This window comes from Bradyrhizobium sp. 164 (genome assembly GCF_023073715.1).
In the GTDB taxonomy this organism is placed as follows: Bacteria; Pseudomonadota; Alphaproteobacteria; order Rhizobiales; family Xanthobacteraceae; genus Bradyrhizobium.
On sequence record NZ_JADPKA010000046.1, the window covers coordinates 19,243 to 39,115 of the forward strand.

The 19,873-nt window shown below is 63.7% G+C and carries 17 protein-coding genes and 1 riboswitch; of the genes, 10 read left to right on the forward strand and 7 right to left on the reverse strand.

Annotation, left to right across the window (positions count from 1 at the left end; translation table 11 throughout):
• Positions 1 to 54 precede the first annotated feature (54 nt).
• On the forward strand, positions 55 to 309 hold the full coding sequence (locus IVB01_RS16280) for a hypothetical protein (protein WP_247280663.1): 255 nt from the start codon (positions 55 to 57) through the stop codon (positions 307 to 309).
• On the opposite strand, the gene IVB01_RS16285 is transcribed toward IVB01_RS16280, so the two are convergent.
• Together IVB01_RS16285 and IVB01_RS16290 are read right to left on the reverse strand one after the other, a co-directional pair.
• On the reverse strand, positions 306 to 551 hold the full coding sequence (locus IVB01_RS16285; protein ID WP_247280664.1) for a hypothetical protein: 246 nt from the start codon (positions 549 to 551) through the stop codon (positions 306 to 308). The genes IVB01_RS16280 and IVB01_RS16285 overlap by 4 nt on opposite strands.
• Before the next feature lie 150 nt (positions 552 to 701).
• On the reverse strand, positions 702 to 890 hold the full coding sequence (locus IVB01_RS16290) for a hypothetical protein (protein ID WP_247418755.1): 189 nt from the start codon (positions 888 to 890) through the stop codon (positions 702 to 704).
• Between the two features lie 206 nt (positions 891 to 1,096).
• On the opposite strand from IVB01_RS16290, the gene IVB01_RS16295 reads away from it, so the two are divergent.
• The 5 genes from IVB01_RS16295 to IVB01_RS16315 all read left to right on the forward strand — a co-directional run bounded on the left by IVB01_RS16295 (position 1,097) and on the right by IVB01_RS16315 (position 6,886).
• Entirely contained in the window at positions 1,097 to 1,354 is a 258-nt protein-coding gene (locus IVB01_RS16295; RefSeq protein WP_247418756.1) for a DUF2798 domain-containing protein, read from the forward strand.
• A 1,325-nt stretch (positions 1,355 to 2,679) separates the two neighbouring features.
• Positions 2,680 to 3,768 (forward strand): recombinase RecA, encoded by a 1,089-nt coding sequence (gene recA / locus IVB01_RS16300; protein WP_247280668.1) that lies wholly within the window; start codon positions 2,680 to 2,682, stop codon positions 3,766 to 3,768.
• Between the two features lie 717 nt (positions 3,769 to 4,485).
• Positions 4,486 to 4,854, forward strand: a complete 369-nt coding sequence (locus IVB01_RS16305) for a hypothetical protein (RefSeq protein ID WP_247418758.1) — start codon at positions 4,486 to 4,488, stop codon at positions 4,852 to 4,854.
• 3 nt (positions 4,855 to 4,857) lie between these two features.
• Positions 4,858 to 5,856, forward strand: coding sequence for a hypothetical protein (locus IVB01_RS16310; protein WP_247451532.1), 999 nt, complete (start codon positions 4,858 to 4,860; stop codon positions 5,854 to 5,856).
• Positions 5,857 to 6,121: 265 nt separating this feature from the next.
• Positions 6,122 to 6,886, forward strand: coding sequence for a hypothetical protein (locus IVB01_RS16315; protein WP_247494692.1), 765 nt, complete (start codon positions 6,122 to 6,124; stop codon positions 6,884 to 6,886).
• 4 nt (positions 6,887 to 6,890) lie between these two features.
• Here the strand turns inward: IVB01_RS16315 and gcvP are convergent, their stop codons facing one another.
• The 3 genes from gcvP to gcvT form a co-directional block, all read right to left on the reverse strand.
• A complete protein-coding gene (gcvP, locus tag IVB01_RS16320) occupies positions 6,891 to 9,758 on the reverse strand; it encodes an aminomethyl-transferring glycine dehydrogenase (RefSeq protein WP_247418803.1) in 2,868 nt (955 codons plus the stop codon).
• Positions 9,759 to 9,932: 174 nt separating this feature from the next.
• Positions 9,933 to 10,301 (reverse strand): glycine cleavage system protein GcvH, encoded by a 369-nt coding sequence (gene gcvH, locus IVB01_RS16325; protein WP_247280671.1) that lies wholly within the window; start codon positions 10,299 to 10,301, stop codon positions 9,933 to 9,935.
• Positions 10,302 to 10,311: 10 nt separating this feature from the next.
• Positions 10,312 to 11,463: a glycine cleavage system aminomethyltransferase GcvT gene (gene gcvT, locus IVB01_RS16330; RefSeq protein ID WP_247418766.1), complete on the reverse strand. Its 1,152-nt coding sequence runs from the start codon at positions 11,461 to 11,463 to the stop codon at positions 10,312 to 10,314.
• 147 nt (positions 11,464 to 11,610) lie between these two features.
• A riboswitch (glycine riboswitch) is annotated at positions 11,611 to 11,701 on the reverse strand.
• 236 nt (positions 11,702 to 11,937) lie between these two features.
• On the opposite strand from gcvT, the gene alaS reads away from it, so the two are divergent.
• Positions 11,938 to 14,616 (forward strand): alanine--tRNA ligase, encoded by a 2,679-nt coding sequence (alaS, locus tag IVB01_RS16335; protein WP_247418768.1) that lies wholly within the window; start codon positions 11,938 to 11,940, stop codon positions 14,614 to 14,616.
• Positions 14,617 to 14,813: 197 nt separating this feature from the next.
• Here the strand turns inward: alaS and IVB01_RS16340 are convergent, their stop codons facing one another.
• Positions 14,814 to 16,028, reverse strand: coding sequence for an NADP-dependent isocitrate dehydrogenase (locus IVB01_RS16340; protein ID WP_247280674.1), 1,215 nt, complete (start codon positions 16,026 to 16,028; stop codon positions 14,814 to 14,816).
• 336 nt (positions 16,029 to 16,364) lie between these two features.
• On the opposite strand from IVB01_RS16340, the gene IVB01_RS16345 reads away from it, so the two are divergent.
• Together IVB01_RS16345 and cynS are read left to right on the forward strand one after the other, a co-directional pair.
• Positions 16,365 to 17,573, forward strand: a complete 1,209-nt coding sequence (locus IVB01_RS16345; RefSeq protein ID WP_247418770.1) for a TrmJ/YjtD family RNA methyltransferase — start codon at positions 16,365 to 16,367, stop codon at positions 17,571 to 17,573.
• A gap of 263 nt (positions 17,574 to 17,836) precedes the next feature.
• On the forward strand, positions 17,837 to 18,325 hold the full coding sequence (cynS, locus tag IVB01_RS16350) for a cyanase (RefSeq protein WP_247280676.1): 489 nt from the start codon (positions 17,837 to 17,839) through the stop codon (positions 18,323 to 18,325).
• A 133-nt stretch (positions 18,326 to 18,458) separates the two neighbouring features.
• Here cynS and IVB01_RS16355 read toward each other — a convergent pair whose 3' ends face one another.
• A complete protein-coding gene (locus IVB01_RS16355; RefSeq protein WP_247280677.1) occupies positions 18,459 to 18,782 on the reverse strand; it encodes a DUF1476 domain-containing protein in 324 nt (107 codons plus the stop codon).
• Positions 18,783 to 19,091: 309 nt separating this feature from the next.
• Between IVB01_RS16355 and purC the strand changes: the two genes are divergently transcribed.
• Positions 19,092 to 19,859, forward strand: a complete 768-nt coding sequence (gene purC, locus IVB01_RS16360) for a phosphoribosylaminoimidazolesuccinocarboxamide synthase (RefSeq protein WP_173015815.1) — start codon at positions 19,092 to 19,094, stop codon at positions 19,857 to 19,859.
• Positions 19,860 to 19,873: the final 14 nt, after the last annotated feature.

Below are 19,873 nucleotides of genomic sequence, written 5' to 3' on the forward strand. Positions count from 1 at the left end.
CCCACAGGCCTCCTACATCTCGCAAGAGCGTATTTGCGTAGAGGAGGGCGGCACATGGCCGATCGTCCGCGGGATCTCGCCGAACGGATGGCGCGCCGGCGCAAGATGGGCGGCAAGCCAGACCACGCGACCGGCGACGGCTATCTGCGCGAGACCTTCACGCTGCCGCGCGCAGCGGCACGGGCGAGGGCGGAGGCCTTCTTCGCCCGCTACCCCAAGGCGGGCTATATGAGCGCAGTCGAGAGCTGGCGCGAATTGCCCGGCGGCGACATCGAATTCACCATGCGGCGGCTGCCCAGCGCGGATTAGGGTCTCACCTTTTCGAGCGTTTCTGCGACGATGCGGATTCGGAATACGGGCTCCTTGGCCTCGTCCAGCAGCTCCATGTGCCATTCGGAATTTTCCTGGAGCTTGCGGGCGATCCCGGCGGCCATGTCGGCGCAGACGCTGGTCATCTCCTTCCAGGCCGAATCGCGATCGGCAAATTCGCTCGCCTGGTCCGCGCAGCCGGAATAACGGCCGTTCCGGATTCGAAAGAAGTAGAGCGGCATGGCTGGCACCGATCACGCGTGACGGCCCAACCCCCAAGGCCACGGGCGCGCAGTGCAATCCCAAACCCCGATCAGATCAATTCCGGGCGGCTACGGGATATGCCCCTCGCGAGGCGCCGCACCCGCCGCTGATCTCACTGGCGGTCTTGCTCAGGCCGTCTTGCGCTCGATCGCCTTCAGCTCGCGGTCGATGCGCGGCTGCACCCGGCGAATCGCCAACAGGTCGATCTTCGTCTCGGTTCGGCCGGTCTTGATCTGCTCGCCGATGCGGAATCGCCAGTGCCAGATTCCGGGAATTGCCGTCCTGGCGACGGTGAATTCGACACCCCTGTGATTCATGGTCACCTCCCACGATTCACTTTCCATGCCTGCAGCATGTTGGGCGCCATCATATTCCGGGGACAAGCAAAATCTGCCGGTAAACCCATCGTGGCCTCGCGCGCGGGAAGGGAACTCTGTTCATGGTCGGAGAACCACGGAGTCCACCGCGCCGGCGGCATGTGCCTTGCTTGGCCTCATGACGGCACGCAAACCATGGGCGCCTCATGCTCGGCATTCCCCGCCGCTACTCCCATTTCGTCTTCGGTATCATCCAGTCCGGATTGACCTCGCTGATCGCGGCCGGCATCGCGAGCCTTCCCGCGGGGAGCGCGATGGTCTTCCTCGGGCACTGGATGGTGTCGTGGCTGATCGCATGGGCCGCGATGCTGCCGATCGTGCTGCTGGCTGCGCCCGCGATCCGCGCCGTCTCGCTGCGGCTGACGCGCGAGGAGAAGGACCTGCGAACCGGCCGGCAGGCATGAAAAAACCCCGCCTGGGGAGAGCCAAGCGGGGAGGAAGTTATTGGAGGCTGAGGTGCTGGGCTGCAACACCATAGCCAAGCGACCCTAGCCGGTTCGGCTTACGACAGCCTGACAGGGCCAAATCGAGGCCGGTCGGTAATCGCCTTCGCCCATGGGCCGCAAACAGAAAACCCCGCTCGAGGGAGCGGGGTCGTCGGCCGGGTATGGAGGCCCAGTGTTGGTCCACCGAGCACGACGAGAATAGGCGATCAGGCTGACACGCGCCTGACGGGTGTCAGTGAAAGTCGCGGTCGCGAGGCCGCAGACTGGCCCCGCGCCTGTCCCAATTTCGACATCCGGCCGCACAACTGGCGACACACGGGTCGGCAAGATTCCACACCGTCCGGCGCGCCATGGGGGAACGTGGCACGGCGGCAACGGGGTGGCATCATGGATAACGTAGAGCGGTCATTCGCCGCCGCGACGGCGGCTGGCTTCGTCGTGCTGGTGATCAGCCTCGTGCTGCTGGCGGTGCTGTAAGGCAGCGCAAGCGCAGGTGCGGGGAGCGACCGGGGTCCGTATCGTCGCGGTTTGCCGATGATGAACCGGCGCTTTGTCCTTCAAAAATGGAAAAACAACCCCATCCGTGGGATGATTTCGTCATTCCATCAATGACTTACATGAGGTATTTCGATACCTTAATCGAGCGAGAAGCGCATCCCGACGCGCGATGTTGGTCCCTTCGGGTTCACGGTAGCCGTGCGCAGCGGGCCCTGGCGAGCGCTAGTGGAGCTTGATCTCGTCCAGGGGCAGCCGCAGCTCGGCGGCGCGCTCGTCGCGGTCCTTCTTGCGGAACGCGTTCTCCTTGCGCTCGAACTTGATCATCTCCTCCTGCGCGGCCTTCAGGAGTGGATTGCGCCTGATGGCGTCGCGGTGTGTGTCTTCAGTATGGGCAGAGGCTCCGGAGGTGCAGTCTCGTCCCGAAGAAGACCACAGAGACCGCGAAAAGGTTCGGTGCCTCAGGATTAAGGATTTGTGACGGCCAGAGATCCTGGAAGGGCAGATTAGGACAGGAATACGAACGGTAGTTGCCCGGAATCCACTTGGCATTGTGATACCGGTACGGTGGCTCCCGCCGGGGCTGGCATTTCATCCCGAAACGAGATTGCAACCGGCAAAGGGGTCGCTGAAAGGCGGCCCCTTTTCGATTCAGGAGAGTGAATTAGGGACTCTTGCAAAGAACATATTGCGAACCTAGAACAAATGGGGTACATTGCTTTTATTGCCGGCCCGCCTCTCAATCGTTTGTCCCCCTAGCGAATCCTCGCCATAAGGAGCACGACCCAATGTCCGCCACTGCCCTGCGTATCGTCGAAGGATCTTCCATGGACAAGAGTAAAGCCCTGGCTGCCGCGCTCTCCCAGATCGAGCGCCAGTTCGGCAAGGGCTCGGTGATGAAGCTCGGCAAGAACGACCGGTCCATGGACATCGAGGCGGTGTCATCGGGCTCGCTCGGGCTCGATATCGCGCTCGGCATCGGCGGCCTGCCGAAGGGGCGCATCGTCGAGATCTACGGGCCGGAATCCTCGGGCAAAACCACGCTGGCGCTGCATACGGTGGCGGAAGCGCAGAAGAAGGGCGGCATCTGTGCCTTCATCGACGCCGAGCACGCGCTCGACCCGGTCTATGCCCGCAAGCTGGGCGTCAACATCGACGAGCTCCTGATCTCGCAGCCCGACACCGGCGAGCAGGCGCTGGAGATCTGCGACACTTTGGTGCGCTCCGGCGCGGTCGACGTGTTGGTGATCGATTCGGTCGCAGCGCTGGTGCCGAAGGCCGAGCTCGAGGGCGAAATGGGCGATGCGCTGCCGGGTTTGCAGGCCCGCCTGATGAGCCAAGCGCTGCGCAAGCTCACGGCCTCCATCAACAAGTCCAATACCATGGTGATCTTCATCAACCAGATCCGCATGAAGATCGGTGTGATGTACGGTTCGCCCGAGACCACGACCGGGGGCAACGCGCTGAAGTTCTACGCCTCCGTCCGCCTCGACATCCGCCGCATCGGCGCTATCAAGGAGCGCGACGAAGTCGTCGGCAATACCACCCGCGTCAAGGTGGTGAAGAACAAGCTGGCGCCGCCGTTCAAGCAGGTCGAGTTCGACATCATGTACGGCGAGGGCGTCTCCAAGATGGGCGAGATCCTCGATCTCGGCGTCAAGGCCGGCATCGTCGAAAAGTCCGGCGCCTGGTTCTCCTATGACAGCCAGCGCCTCGGCCAGGGCCGCGAGAACGCCAAGGCGTTCCTGAAGGCCAATCCCGACATCACCGCCAAGATCGAGACCTCGATCCGCCAGAACTCCGGCCTGATCGCCGAGCAGATTCTCGCCGGCACCCCCGAGCGCGACGCCGACGGCGAGGAGCCGACGGAGGAGTAAGACTTACCGCGAAGAATTTTCGCGAGGAGCGGGCGCTGAGGACGTTGAGTTGCCGACGTCGTCAGCGCCCGTTTCGTTTTGTGTTGTCGTGATCGGGTAGTGTGATGAAGCGTCTGATCCTGACCAGTTCGTCGGGCTTTGCTCTCGCCAGATCGAGGCTGGCCGAATTCGTCATAATGTTCTCGTTTCGCTTTCAGTGGGGACCCGTGCCTCCACCTGAAATGCGTGCGGCCTATTTTGCGGCACGTTCGGAGACTCTTGGGCCGGGTGATCACTGGTCGGACTGGGGCATCCATTGGCCTCGCGCCATGAGTCGTCGCAAAAATCTATCGCTTGTCGATTTCTGCGAACCTTACGATGTGATCGAACTCTGGTTCGATCCAAATCCCGAAGATCAGTTGCAACTTATTTGGTTGCTCGATCACCTCAGATCTCATTCCTGGCCGGCGCAAAAACTCAAAATGCGCCTTGTGGCGGACGATCTAATCGGGATGAGAGGCGATAACCTGGGAAAGTCTGCGTCGCATATTCCCGCCTTTAATGTCACTGCCAGGGAATTCGGGACTGCCGAGGCGGCGTGGCGGGCCTATTGCGAACCGGCACCGGAAAGCTGCGTCAATCTCCTCCGCAGCGACCTCAGTGCATTACCGATGCTGAGGCCGGCTTTGCTCAATGCCAGAATTGCCGTCACCCTCGACAGGGCTTGGTGCGACGGAGATGCGATTTCTGGAGCTTCTTTCCAGAGGGTTTGGGAACACGAATTCGTTGTTTCATCTGCGCTCGCATCGGCGCACGTTCGTGTTCGGAGAGACCGAGCTGGGTTGGTTGCTCGAGGGGCTGGCGCTCGGCCCCAATCCCGCAGTGGCCGGTTTGGGCGAGGAACTGCGCACAATCGACCTTAAGAATTTGAGGGCTCGGCATGAAGTCTATCTGCGCAGCCGCCTTTCGCTGACCGAATTCGGTAAAGCTGTCCTGGCACATCAGGATGATTTCAGCCGCCACAATCCGATCGATCGCTGGTGGGGCGGCACGCATCTGACCAACGACCGGCTGTGGCGGTACGGCCCTGGTTTGACGAGGCCCTGAGGCATGACGCGGCTCATTGTGACAACCGACTCGTCCACTGCCGGCGGGATACAACGCGCCGGTGTCGCCGATCTTGTCATTGCGATCGAGCATCGGCTGGTCTGGGGACCGCTGCCGTCGGATGCCGAACTCGAGGCGTTCTTTGCGCCACGCACAACGCAGCCGCATGGCCTCCATTGGCTGGACGACACACCATCCTGGCGTCTTGAAGAATCGGGGATGACGGGGCGTGGATTGATCGAGCTGATGGCCGAATGCGAATCGGTCGAATTATGGCCAGGACCTGAGCCGAATGCGCAATTGATTTTGCTGTGGCTGCTTGACCGTTGCGGCGGTGAGAGAGCGGCAGTCTCCAAGCTCGCGATACGTCACCTCGACATTGCCCTGGGGGGTATCGACCCGGAGCGGTTTGCGAAGCTAAACCCGCCGGCTGCTAGGCCCACGGCAGATCACCTCGCACTGGCTGGGCGTGCGTGGCAGGCCTATCGCGCCCTGACGCCGCAGGCCTGGTTCGATCTGCTCAAGGCCGATTTGAGCTTGCTGCCGCAGTTCGAGCCTTGCGCGGTTGACCTGCTCGAAGAGCTTCCGAACGTCACAACCGGTCTTGGAGCGACGGAAACACGAATTCTGGAATTGATCGCGCCCGGCGGCGTGCTGCCCTTTGACGTCTTTCCAGGCCATCAGAAGCCCAACGAGCGTCGCGTCTTCGACTACTGGGAAGTGGGCGCGCTGCTCGATGGACTGGCGCGATGTCCGGTGCCGGCTGTGTCCGGGCTGGACGAGGGGCCATTCTCGCTTGACATGCATGACGATGTTCTCCGTCACGCACGATACAAGCAATCCCGCTTGTCGCTTACAGATCTGGGAAAGGCGGTGCTGGCAGGCAAGGAGGATTTCTACCGCCATAATCCGGTTCCCCGCTGGTGGGGTGGAACGCTTCTCACCAGCGAACGGCTCTGGCGCTGGGATCGCGAAATCCGGTTGTTGATTGCGCCTGACTAACGCGTGCGTATCGCTCAGTGTGCTCCCGTATTGCGCATCAATTTTGAGAGGCGATCTTGTCTCATATGATCCTGACGACGAACGATGGAGCAGCCGCCGTGCTTGGCCGCTCTAACCTGGCGAACATCGCCCTCGGCTTTTCCCTTCGCTTCGTCGGGGCCAATTGCCGTCCGAAGAGGAGCTCGCGGTGGGGCTGGAGGCACGTTCCGCGAAGCATTCCAGAAGAGGCGATCATTGGCTCGACGGGGTGGGACGAGATCGGCTGATGGGCTTCGGTTCGCCGGATATTGGTTTCTTCCAGCTCTGCGAGAAATTCGACTCCATTGAAATATGGGCCGACCCACGGCCGAACGATCAGCTCGTGCTCGTCTGGTTGCTCGACCTGCTTCGTCCCTACAAGGAAATCACGACCAAGCTGAGCCTCGTGCATACGGACGACATCATCGCGAACTATGCTCCGCCGTCGGTCGCAAAATGGAAGCTGCCGGCCTTCAAGGTGGCCGAGAACCATGTGACGACCGCGAGTCGCGCCTGGCAAGCCTATCGGGCTGACACGCCGCAACCCTGTTTCGATCTGCTGATGACGGACCTGATGATCCTGCCCAGACTTCGATCGGCACTGATAGCAATGCTTGAAGAGCTTCCGGACAGCGTCACGGGACTCGCTGCCAGCGAAACGGATTTGCTGGATTTTGTGAACGATGGCCACACCGACCCGAGGCTCGTCTGCGACGCGAGGTGGCTTCGCGATGTGCTCGAAGAACACGAAGCGCGCGATGCCTTGATCGAACTGGCGGAACATTCGACGCCCCCGGTCCTGCTGGGCGATCCGTCGTTCGACAATGAGGCCCGCTACCGCGGCGAGAGCGAGTGGAAGGTCACGCTGACAGAGCTCGGGCGTTCACTTGTAGCCCGCGAAGACGATTTGTGGCGCCACAACCCGCTCACACGTTGGTGGGGCGGTACCGAGCTGACCAACGAACGGCTCTGGCGTTGGGACGCCGAGACCCGTTCGTTGATCGCGCCGTAAGCCGCTACTCCGCGGCTTGCGCGTAATCGCTCGCCGGCGGGCAGGAGCACACCAGGTTGCGGTCGCCATAGACGTTGTCGACGCGCCCCACCGGACTCCAGTATTTGTCGCTGCGCGAGGTGCCCGCGGGGAAGCAGCCCTCGCTGCGGGTGTAGGCGCGATTCCATGCATCATCGGCGATGTCGTGCACGGTGTGCGGGGCGTGGCGCAGCGGCGAGGCCTCGATCTTGAAGCGGCCGGCTTCGACCTCGGCGATCTCCTTCCGGATCGCAATCATGGCGTCGCAGAAGCGGTCCAGCTCCGCCTTCGATTCCGACTCGGTCGGCTCGATCATCAGTGTGCCCGGCACCGGGAAGCTCATGGTCGGCGCGTGGAAGCCGTAATCGATCAGGCGTTTTGCGATGTCGTCGACGGTGACGCCTGAGGTCGTCTTCAGCGGCCGGGGATCGACGATGCACTCATGCGCGACACGGCCCTTGGCGTTCTTGTAGAGCACCGGGAAGTGCGGATCGAGCCTTGCCGCGATGTAATTGGCGTTGAGGATCGCAATCTCGGTCGCGCGCTTCAACCCTTCGCCGCCCATCATCAAGATATAGATGTAGGAGATCGTGAGGATCGAGGCCGAGCCGAACGGCGCGGCCGACACCGGGCCGACGGGTGCATCCGCCTTGGTCGCGGGATGACCGGGGAGGAACGGGGCGAGATGAGCTCTTACGCCGATCGGGCCCATGCCGGGGCCGCCGCCGCCATGCGGGATGCAGAAGGTCTTGTGCAGGTTGAGGTGGCTGACATCGGCGCCGTAATCGCCGGGCCGGGACAGCCCGACCTGCGCGTTGAGGTTGGCGCCGTCAAGATACACCTGGCCGCCATGGCCATGGACGATGTCGCAAATCTCGCGGATGTGCTCTTCGAACACGCCATGCGTCGAGGGATAGGTGATCATCACAGCGGCGAGGTCATTCGAATGTTTCTCGGCCTTGGCGCGGAGATCACCAACGTCGACGTCGCCGTTCTTGTCGCAGGCGACCACCACCACGTCCATGCCGACCATCGCGGCCGAGGCCGGGTTGGTGCCATGGGCGGAGGAGGGGATCAGGCAGATCTTGCGGTGGCTCTGTCCGCGCGCGGCATGATAGCCGCGGATCGCGAGCAGCCCGGCATATTCGCCTTGCGCGCCGGAATTCGGCTGCAGTGAGATCGCATCATAGCCGGTGATGTCGCACAGCCACTTTTCAAGCCGCGCGAACAGCGCGTGATAGCCGGCGGCCTGCTCGCGCGGGGCGAACGGGTGCAGCGTCGCAAACTCCGGCCAGGTCAGCGGCATCATCTCGGTGGTCGCGTTCAGCTTCATGGTGCAGGATCCCAGCGGAATCATCGCGCGGTCGAGCGCGAGGTCGCGATCACTGAGCTTGCGCATGTAGCGCAGCATCTCGGTCTCCGAGCGATGCGCATGGAACACCGGATGGGTGAGGAAAGCGGTCGTGCGCTTCAAGTCGTCCGGCAGCGCCTCGCGCGTCTCGGCGTCGATCTCGGCATAGGCAAGTGTGCCGCCGAAGGCGCGCCAAACCGCTTCCACCGTTGCAGGCGTCGTGGTCTCGTCGAGCGCAATGCGAAGCGCGGTTTCACTGATGCCGAGATTGATTGTCTCGGCGGTCGCGCGCGCAATGATCTCGGCACGCTTGGCGCCAGCATCGACGCTGAGCGTGTCGAAGAAGGTCTCCGATTGGAGCGCAAAGCCGAGCTTGCGCAGGCCGGTGGCGAGCACGGTCGCGCGGCGATGCACATTTTGCGCGATCTGCGTCAGGCCCTCGGGGCCGTGATAGACCGCGTACATCGAGGCGATCACGGCGAGGAGCACCTGCGCGGTGCAGATGTTGGAGGTCGCCTTCTCGCGGCGGATGTGCTGCTCGCGGGTCTGGAGGGCGAGGCGATAGGCCGGCATCCCGCGCGAATCCACGGAGAGGCCGACGATGCGGCCCGGCAGCGAGCGCTTCAGCGCGTCGCGCACCGCCATATAGGCCGCATGCGGTCCGCCATAGCCCATCGGCACGCCAAAGCGCTGCGCCGAGCCGATCGCGATGTCGGCCCCTAGCTCGCCGGGCGAGGCGAGCAGCGTCAGTGCCAGCAGATCGGCGGCGACGATCGCGAGCGCGCCCTTGGCGCGCAGTGTCGCGATCGCGGGACGCAGGTCCCGCACCGCGCCCGACGAGCCCGGATATTGCAGCAGCGCACCTAGCACGTCACTCTTAGCGAGATCGGTGAGGGGATCGCCGACGATCAGGCTCCAGCCGAGCGGCTCGGCGCGGGTGCGCATCACCGCGAGCGTCTGCGGATGCACGTCCTTGTCGACGAAGAAGGCTTTTGCCTTCACCTGTGAGTGCCGCTCGGCGAGCGCCATGGCTTCGGCCGCCGCGGTCGCCTCGTCGAGCAGCGAGGCGTTGGCAACGTCGAGCCCGGTGAGGTCGCAGATCATGGTCTGGAAATTGAGCAGCGCCTCGAGCCGGCCCTGGCTGATTTCGGGCTGGTAGGGCGTATACGCCGTGTACCAGGCCGGATTCTCCAGGATGTTGCGCTGGATCACCGCGGGCAGGATCGTGCCGGAATAGCCCTGACCGATCAGCGAGGTGAAGACCTGGTTCTGCCGCGCGAGCTCGCCCATATGCGCGATCGCCTCGGTTTCGCTCAAGGCTTTGCCGAGATCGAGCGGGGCGGCCTGCCGGATCGAGGCCGGCAGCGTCTCCCCCATCAGCGCATCGACGCTCTTGGCGCTGACGGCCTCGAGCATTGCGGTGACGTCGCGCGTCGAGGGGCCAATGTGGCGGCGAACGAAGCTGGCGGCGGTGTCGCCGTTGGATTTGCGGTGCGCGGTCATCATAGGGTCCTCGCTAGGAGTTGCTGTCATCGTCCGCCTTGTGCGCACTTGCGCACAGGGGCGGACGATCCAATACGCCGTGGCCCCTCGGCTCTAGCCGAAGCGGCTGCGTCGACTGGATGCCCCGCCTTCGCGAGGCATGACAGTGAGTGTGAGGCGGCTACTTGCTTCATCTCACGCCGTATGCGCTTTGTACGCAGCCTCATCCATGAGGCCGCCGAGCTCGTTTCTGTCGGCAATCTTGATCTTGAAGAACCAGGCCGCGCCCTGCGCATCCGTGTTCACCAGCGCGGGCTCGGCCGCGAGTGCGGGATTGGTCTCGAGCACCTCGCCCGTAACGGGCGCGTAGACGTCAGAGGCGGCCTTGACGGATTCCACGACCGCGGCGGCTTCTGCCTTCTTCAGCACGCGGCCGATCTTGGGCAGCTCGACGAACACGACGTCGCCGAGCTGCTGCTGCGCGTAATCGGTGATCCCGACGGTGGCGATGTCGCCCTCGATGGCGAGCCATTCGTGGTCGGAGGTGTACAGCGTCGTGGTCATGGGCGAATCCTCAGCGTTTGTAGGTGTTTTTCACGAAGGGCATGGCGGCGACCTCGACGGCTAGGCGCTGGCCGCGCACCTCGGCGAACAGCTTGGTGCCGAGCGCGCTCTGGCTCGTGGGCACATAGCCCATCGCCACCGGCGCATTCAGGCTCGGGCCGAAGCCGCCCGATGTAACCTTGCCGATCGGCTCGCCCGCCGTCGCATCCGCAAACAGCAGCGCGCCCTCCCGCACCGGCGCGCGTCCCTCAGTGCGCAGGCCGACGCGGCGGCGGGATGCACCCTGGTCGAAATGGGCGAGAATCTTCTCGGCGCCGGGGAAGCCGCCGGCGCGCGTCCCACCGCTGCGGCGGCTCTTCTGCACCGACCATTCCAGCGCGGCTTCGACCGGCGTGGTCGTGGTGTCGATGTCGTGGCCGTAGAGACAGAGCCCGGCCTCCAGCCGCAGGCTGTCGCGGGCCCCGAGCCCGATCGGCAGCACGTCCGGGTTTTCGAGCAGCGTCTTGGCGAGGCGCTCGGCATCGCCAGCGGGCACGGAAATCTCGAACCCGTCCTCGCCGGTATAGCCCGAGCGCGAGACGAAACAGGGGAGGCCGGCGACCTCGCGCGGGCCGGCATCCATGAATTTCATGGACGGCGCCTCTGCACACCATTTCGCCAGCGCCGTTTCCGCCTTCGGGCCCTGGAGCGCGATCAGCGCGCGGCCGTCCAGGGGATCGATGACGCAGTCGTCGGAGAGATGCACGCGCAGATGCGCCTCGTCGGCGTCCTTGCAGGCGGCATTGACGACCAGGAACAGGTGATCGCCGAAATTGGCGACCATCAAATCGTCAAGGATGCCGCCATCCGCATTGGTGAACTGGGCGTAGCGCTGCCGTCCCGGTGCAATCGCAATGATATCCTGCGGCACCAGCCGCTCCAGCGCACGGGCGGCGTCCTCGACCTTGCCGGATTTCGGCCGTAGCGCGATCTGCCCCATGTGGGAGACGTCGAACAGGCCGGCGGAGGCGCGGGTGTGGAGATGCTCCTTCAGCACGCCCGCAGGGTACTGCACGGGCATGTCATAGCCCGCGAACGGCACCATCTTGCCGCTCTGGGACACATGCAGGGCGTGGAGCGGGGTACGTCGGAGGAGGGAATCGTGGTCGTCGGGTGCAGGCATTACAGGGGCCCTCGGCGGTTCCCCGGGGACGATTCCCCGGCAGCAACCCATCGAAGCCCCATCTGTCGCTGTGCCTGAGAGTATTATCCCGTCGGCGGACGCTGTCCGGGTCTTAACCCCCGTCGGCGCCTCTTTCCAGATGTTGTCAAAGCCACGCGGTCCTTTTGCCTGAGAGTTTCCGGGGCGGTTGCTCCTTCGGCGCCGGCTGCCTAAAGCCGGTCTCTCCCGACGTGGCCGTACGATACAGATAGGTAAAGACCACAGCCTGGCCAAGCCTGTCAACGCGGCCGGCATCGGCTTTCAACCGGGATTGCGCGACTGCGGCAACCTACTGATCTGCTTGCACATCTCCTTGCACAGTTTCTGGACAGCGAAGCTGGCCTTGTCTAAAAGCGCTTTGGCCCGCAGATATCAGCCTTTAGCGTCTGTTTTGGATGGCGAGAAGCGGGCCCAAGCATACCCGATTGGATGAACATGAGCGGCGTCAACGAGATCAGGTCGACCTTTTTGAACTTCTTTGCCGAGAACGGCCACGAGATCGTGCCGTCCTCGCCACTCGTGCCGCGCAACGATCCGACCTTGATGTTCACCAATGCCGGCATGGTGCAGTTCAAGAACGTCTTCACCGGCGTCGAGAAGCGGCCCTATCAGCGCGCCACCACCTCGCAGAAATGCGTGCGCGCCGGCGGCAAGCACAACGACCTCGACAATGTCGGCTACACCGCGCGCCATCTCACCTTCTTCGAGATGCTCGGCAACTTCTCGTTCGGCGACTATTTCAAGGAGCGCGCGATCGAGCTCGCCTGGAAACTGATCACCAGCGAGTTCGGGCTGAAGAAGAACAAGCTGCTCGTCACGGTCTACCACACCGACGACGAGGCGGCGGGCCTGTGGAAGAAGATCGCCGGCTTCTCCGACGACCGCATCATCCGGATTCCGACTTCGGACAATTTCTGGGCGATGGGCGACACCGGCCCGTGCGGCCCGTGCTCGGAGATCTTCATCGACCGCGGCGAGCACATCTGGGGCGGGCCTCCGGGCTCGCCCGAGGAGGACGGCGACCGCTTCCTCGAATTCTGGAATCTCGTCTTCATGCAGTACGAGCAGGTGACGAAGGAGGAGCGCGTGGGCTTGCCGCGTCCCTCGATCGACACCGGCATGGGCCTGGAGCGCATGGCCTGCATTCTCCAGGGCGTCGAGAGCGTGTTCGAGACCGACCTGTTCCGCAATTTGATCGACGCGGCGGCGTCCGCACTCGGCAGCGGGCCGAACGAGCAGACCGTCGCCTCGTTCCGGGTCATCGCCGACCATCTGCGCTCCTCGGCCTTCCTCATCTCCGACGGCGTGCTGCCCTCGAACGAGGGCCGCGGCTATGTGCTGCGCCGGATCATGCGCCGCGCGATGCGCCATGCGCAGCTTTTGGGCGCGAAAGAACCGCTGATGCATCGCCTGGTCTGGGCGCTGGTGCGCGAGATGGGCCAGGCCCTTCCGGAACTGGTCCGCGCAGAGAAGCTGATCGAGGAGACGCTGCGGCTGGAAGAGACCCGCTTCCGCAAGACGCTGTCGCGCGGACTTGCCATCCTCGATGAGAAGAGCGCGTCCTTGAAGAAGGGCGACATGTTCGACGGCGACGTCGCCTTCACGCTCTACGATACCTACGGCTTCCCGCTGGACCTGACGCAGGACGCGCTGAAGTCGCGCGGCATCGGCGTCGACCAGGCGGCGTTCTCTGATGCGATGGAGCGTCAGAAGGCCAAGGCGCGCGAGTCCTGGAAGGGTTCTGGCGAGGCGGCTTCCGAAGCGATCTGGTTCCCGCTGCGTGAGAAGCTGGGTGCGACCGAATTCCTCGGCTACGAGACCGAGAGCGCCGAAGGCGTGGTTTCCGCGCTGGTCAAGGACGGCAAGGAGGCGGACAGCCTCAAGGCCGGCGAGACCGGCGCGATCGTGCTGAACCAGACACCATTCTATGCGGAATCCGGCGGCCAGGTCGGCGACACCGGCGTGCTGCTCGGCGAGGGCGGCATCAAGGTCCGCATCACCGACACGCAGAAGAAGCTCGGCGATCTCTTCGTCCATATCGGCACGGTCGAGAGCGGCGAAGTGAAGCTCGGCACCGCGCTCCAGCTCGAGGTGGATCATTCGCGTCGTGCGTCGATCCGCGCCCACCACTCGGCGACGCACCTCATCCACGAGGCGCTGCGCCAGGTGCTCGGCGACCACATCGCTCAGCGCGGCTCGATGGTCGCGCCCGACCGGCTGCGCTTCGACTTCGTGCATCCGAAGCCGATCACGGCCGAGGAGCTCGCCCGCGTCGAGGACATCGCCAACGACGTGGTGCTGGAGAACGACGAGGTCACCACGCGTATCATGGGCGTCGATGAAGCCCGTGAGGCGGGGGCGCGCGCCCTGTTCGGCGAGAAATATGGCGACGAGGTCCGCGTCGTCTCGATGGGCAGGACCGCACGCGAGCGCGGCGCCAACACGCTCGGCTGGTCGGTCGAGCTCTGCGGCGGCACGCATGTGAAGCGGACCGGCGACATCGGTCTGATCACGCTCACGAGCGAGAGCGCGGTCGCCTCAGGCGTGCGCCGCATCGAGGCGCTGACCGGCAATTATGCGCGCAAGCACGCCAATGACACCATGGCGCTGGCGAAGATTGCGGCGAACGAGCTGCGCACCTCCATCGACGACGTGCCGGCGCGCATCGCCGCGCTGATGGAGGAACGCAAGAAGCTCGAGCGCGAGCTCTCCGACGCGCGCAAGAAGCTCGCGATGGGCGGCGGCGCGTCATCGAGCAACGGCGCGGCGGCGGGCGTGCGCGAGGTCGGCGACGTCAAGCTGATGGCGCGCGCGGTCGAGGGCATCGAGATGAAGGATCTCAAGAGCCTTGCCGACGACGGCAAGAAGCAGATCGGCTCCGGCGTCGTCGCTATCGTCGGCGTCACCGAGGACGGCAAGGCCGGTGTCGTGGTCGGCGTGACACAGGATCTGACCGCGCGCTTCAACGCCGTGAACTTGGTGCGCATCGCGTCCGAAGCGCTCGGCGGCAAGGGCGGCGGCGGCCGGCCCGACATGGCGCAGGCCGGCGGCCCTGACGGCGCCAATGCGGCCGCGGCGCTCTCGGCGATCGAAAAGGCGATGGCAGGCGCTTAAAACCCCGTATCCCCCGTTCGGCGAGGACGGGGTCGGCATGATGCTTCCTCGGACACAAGTGTCGTCGTTGCGAGGAGCTCGCGACAAAATTGCAGAGCTATTTTGCGCTGATGCGATGGAGCAATCCAGTGTCCGCCGTGGAGGCAGTCTGGATTGCTTCGCTTCGCTCGCAATGACGGTTGAGGCGAGACGCCAGCTTACGCTGCCAGCGCCTTCGTGAGGTTCTCGGCGACCTTGTCGAGAAAGCCGGTGGTCGAGAGCCAGCGCTGGTCGGCGCCGACCAAGAGTGCGAGATCCTTGGTCATGTAGCCGGCTTCGACGGTGTCGACGCAGACCTTCTCCAGCGTGTTCGCGAACTTGGCGAGCTCGGCATTGTTGTCGAGCTTGGCGCGATGCGACAGGCCGCGCGTCCAGGCGAAGATCGAGGCGATGGAATTGGTTGAGGTCTCCTTGCCCTTCTGGTGCTCGCGGTAGTGGCGGGTCACCGTGCCGTGGGCGGCTTCGGCTTCCACCGTCTTGCCGTCGGGGGTGAGCAGCACCGAGGTCATCAGGCCGAGCGAGCCGTAGCCCTGCGCAACCGTGTCGGACTGCACGTCGCCATCGTAATTCTTACAGGCCCAGACGTAGCCGCCGGACCATTTCAGCGCCGAGGCCACCATGTCGTCGATCAGGCGGTGCTCATAGGTCAGGCCCTTGGCGTCGAATTCCTTCTTGAACTCGCGGTCGAAGATATCCTGGAAGATGTCCTTGAAGCGGCCGTCATAGACCTTCAGAATCGTGTTCTTGGTCGACAGATAGACCGGGTAGCCGCGCAGCAGGCCGTAGTTGAAGGAGGCGCGGGCGAAGTCGATGATGGAGTCATCGAGATTGTACATCTCCATGGCGACGCCGGCGCCCGGCGCCTTGAACACTTCCTTCTCGATCACGGTGCCGTCCTCGCCGACGAACTTCAGCGAGAGGGTGCCCTTGCCCGGGAACTTGATATCCGTGGCGCGGTACTGGTCGCCATAGGCGTGGCGGCCAATGATGATCGGCTTGGTCCAGCCGGGAACGAGACGCGGCACGTTCTTGCAGATGATCGGCTCGCGGAAGATCACGCCGCCGAGGATGTTGCGGATGGTGCCGTTCGGCGACTTCCACATCTGTTTGAGATTGAACTCCTTCACCCGGGCTTCATCAGGGGTGATGGTGGCGCACTTGACGCCGACGCCGACCTTCTTGATCGCCTCGGCGGCGTCGATGGTGACCTGATCGTTGGTGTGGTCGCGGTATTCCATCCCCAGGTCGAAATAGAGCAGCTCGACGTCAAGGAACGGGTTGATCAGCTTGTCCTTGATGTACTGCCAGATGATCCGGGTCATCTCGTCGCCATCGAGTTCGACGACGGGATTGGATACCTTGATTTTTGCCATGATCGGGGAAGCCTCTTGGGAACGGCGCTTTGGGCGCGCCACGGGAATATCCGGCGCCTCTTAGCACCGCCGCGCGGCGGGCGAAAGCCAAGGGATTATGCACTTTTAGCCCATCCAGCTTGCGCAGACGGGAAGCGGCAGCCGGCTCCCCGGCCGGGCCGGGCTGACGTTCCAGGCGAGATTCAAAAGTCGAATCCAAGCCGTTATTTCCCTTGAGAATTCTGTCAGGACAGGCAAACGACAAGCGGCGATGCGGCCGGTCCGGTGGGCCGGCTTGAATCAACTCCTGAAGCGGCCTCTGCAAGGCCTTGAGAGACAGCGTGAAAGCGAAGTGAGATGTCGGGGACTGACAAGAGCAAAGCGGGGCTTTCCCTCGACGGTCCCATCGTGATCCTGGTCGAGCCGCAGCTCGGGGAAAACATCGGCATGGCCGCGCGCGCCATGGGCAATTTTGCGCTTGCCGCCTTGCGCATCGTCAATCCCCGCGACGGCTGGCCCAACATCGCCGCGCAGCGCGCCGCGGCCGGCGCCGACCACATTCTGGAAAAGGCCGAACTGTTCGAGACGGTGGAAGAGGCCGTCGCCGATCTCGATCTGTTGTTCGCCACCACGGCGCGGGCCCACGACCAGGCCAAGCCGGTGGTCGGGCCGGAGGCGGCAGCGGCCGAGATCTCGGGTCACATCGCCACAGGGGGCAAGGCCGGTATCCTGTTCGGCCGGGAGCGCTGGGGCCTGACCAACGAGGAGGTCGGGCTCGCCAACCGTATCATCACCTTCCCGGTCAATCCTGGCTTTGCCTCGCTCAACCTCGCCCAGGCCGTGCTGCTGGTCGGCTATGAATGGTTCAAGCGCGCCACGTCAGGCGAGCTGCCGCACGGCATGCCCGAGCGCTCCGAACGCGCCTCGCAGCACCAGATGCAGGCCTTCTTCGACAACCTCGTGCGCGAGCTCGACAAGGTGGAATTTTTGCGCCCGGCCGAGAAGCGGGACACCATGCTGGTCAACCTGCGCAACATCTTCACCCGGATGGAGCCGACCAAGCAGGACATGCACACGCTGCACGGCGTGGTGATGGCGATCGCGGAAGGCCGCAAGGGCCCGGCCAAGGGCGGCGTGCTCGACGGCGAGCAGGCGACGCGCCTGCGCGCGCTCTTGGCCGAGCACGGGCAGGGCGGCAGCGTGCCTGACAGCGGCTCGACTGTGCGCGGGCTCGCGCGCCTGCTCCGCCGCAACCCGACCGACGCCGAGCGCCTGCTGTGGCAGGCGCTGACCCGCGACCGCCGCTTCGCCGGCCAGTTCAAGCGCCAGACCCCAGTGGGGCGGCACATTCCCGACTTCGTCTCCTTCCCGCACCGGATCGCGATCGAGCTGGTCAACGCGGGCGAAGGGGAAGCCATTGCGGCAGATCGCGCGTCGCGGCAGGCTTGGCTGGAGGCGCGGGATTATCGCGTGCTGGAGATCCGGGCGGCGGACGTGGAGCGCGATCTGGAGGCGGAGCTGGTGCGGCTGCAGGGGCTGATGTCGGAAGGATCGAGCGCTTCGTAGCAGGTAGCCTCAGACAGGGTGCCACCATCGAACAAAGACTATTGGCTGCTTCGTCGAGCAACGTCTTCGATAACGTTGCTCTTATCGCAGTCGCTGGAGAACGCGCGGAGAGGACATCATCGACGAGCGGGCGGTCAGGCGGATTCACGGACTTGCCGTCACGAGAGGCGCCGCCATGAAGCGCTAGCCTCATTTATTGGCACGCTTCGTGCCTCCCAAAGCGGCAGGCCCGGCACAATGCCGAACCAAGAGGAGACCCTGACATGAAACGCGAAGACCTCACCGAAAAGCTGCTCGACATCAAGCGCGAGAAGGGCTGGAGTTGGAAATACATCTGCGAGAAGATCGGCGGCTATTCCGAAGTGCTGATAACGGGCGCGATCCTCGGCCAGATGAAATTGACAAAACCGCAGGCCGCCAACGCCGGCGAGCTGTTCGGCCTGTCGAAGGCGGAAGTTGCGATGCTCAACGAGGTGCCGATGCGCGGCACCGGCACGCCGATGCCGCCGACCGATCCCCTGATCTATCGCTTCTACGAAATGGTGATGGTGAACGGCCCGGCCTGGAAGGCGCTGATCGAGGAAGAGTTCGGCGACGGCATCATGTCGGCGATCGACTTCGACATGGGAATCGAGCGCGTCGCCAACCCGAAGGGCGACCGCGTCAAGATCACCATGAGCGGCAAGTTCCTGCCGTACAAATATTACGGCGCCAGCGGTAACGTGCCGGAATACGGCTTCAAGGAGGGGTGATTCAGCTCTGTCATTCCAGACGCCGCGCCAGCGGCGATCCGGAATTCCGAGATTCTCAGGTGCGCACTTGCGCACCTGAGTTCGGACCTGCGGACCGCCCCGGAACGATGGTGTGTGTGGATGCGCCTCGCGTCTACTTTCCCGCCTTCACCTCGGCGGCCGCCACTGCGAGCAATTCGCTCATCTTGGCGCGAATCGCCTGCTCGGTGACGGCAACGTTCTTGGCGGCGAAATCGGCCATGATCTTGCGCAGGACGTCGGCATCGCCGGCCTCCTCGAAATCCGCCGCGACCACCTCCTTGGCATAGGCAGTGGCGGCATCGCCGGTGATGCCGAGCTTTTCCGCCGCCCACAGGCCGAGCAGCCGGTTGCGGCGGGCCTCTGCCTTGAATTTCTGCTCCTCGTCGAGGGCGAACTTCTTCTCGAAACCTTCCTGCCGCTTGTCGAACTCGCTCATGCCTTGTTCCAAATCCCTCTGAATGGAGCGGAGCCTTCCGTTGCGGCGCCCCGACTGCATGCCTACATAGATAGCAGATATCGGCAAAACAACGGGCCGTTAAGCCGCAGTCAAGGCGGTATAAGTCGGCGTCGGATGGACCGGATCGATTGTGCTGGGACAGCCAATCGGATAGGTTGCCTGAAGGTTTGGTTCCTGTTCTGTTTCCAGAGGTTCCAGGCCGTTCACGGCAGCTCCGCTGTGGGTCGTAATCCTAGTCAACCGGAGCACACCAGATTCATGGATTTCAACAAAACACGGTACATCCCAATGAGCCGTCGGCGTCGCATTTATGAAGGCAAGGCAAAGGTTCTCTATGAAGGCCCGGAGCCCGGTACCCTGATCCAGCACTTCAAGGATGACGCCACCGCGTTCAATGCGAAAAAGCATCAGGTGATCGAGGGCAAGGGTGTCCTCAACAACCGGATCTCGGAGTACCTGTTTCAGCACCTCAACGACATCGGGGTGCCGACCCATTTCATCCGCCGGCTCAACATGCGCGAGCAGTTGATTCGCGAGGTCGAGATCGTGCCGCTGGAAGTGGTGGTGCGGAACGTTGCCGCCGGCTCGCTGTCGCAGCGCCTCGGCATCGAGGAGGGCACCCAACTGCCCCGTTCGATCATCGAGTTCTACTACAAGAATGACCAGCTCAACGACCCCATGGTGTCGGAAGAGCACATCACTGCGTTCGGCTGGGCGACGCCGCAGGAGATCGACGACATCATGGCGCTCGCCATCCGCGTCAACGATTTCCTCACCGGCCTCTTCCTCGGCATCGGCATCCGCCTCGTCGACTTCAAGATGGAGTGCGGCCGCCTGTTCGAGAACGAGATGATGCGGATTATCGTCGCCGACGAGATCTCGCCGGACTCCTGCCGTCTATGGGACATCAAGTCGAACGAGAAGCTCGACAAGGACCGCTTCCGCAGAGACCTTGGCGGCCTGCTCGAGGCCTATACCGAAGTCGCAAAGCGCCTCGGCATCCTCATGGAGAACGAGCGTCCGCAGGGCTCCGGCCCAGTGCTGGTGAAAAGCTGAAAGAGGATCTTTGA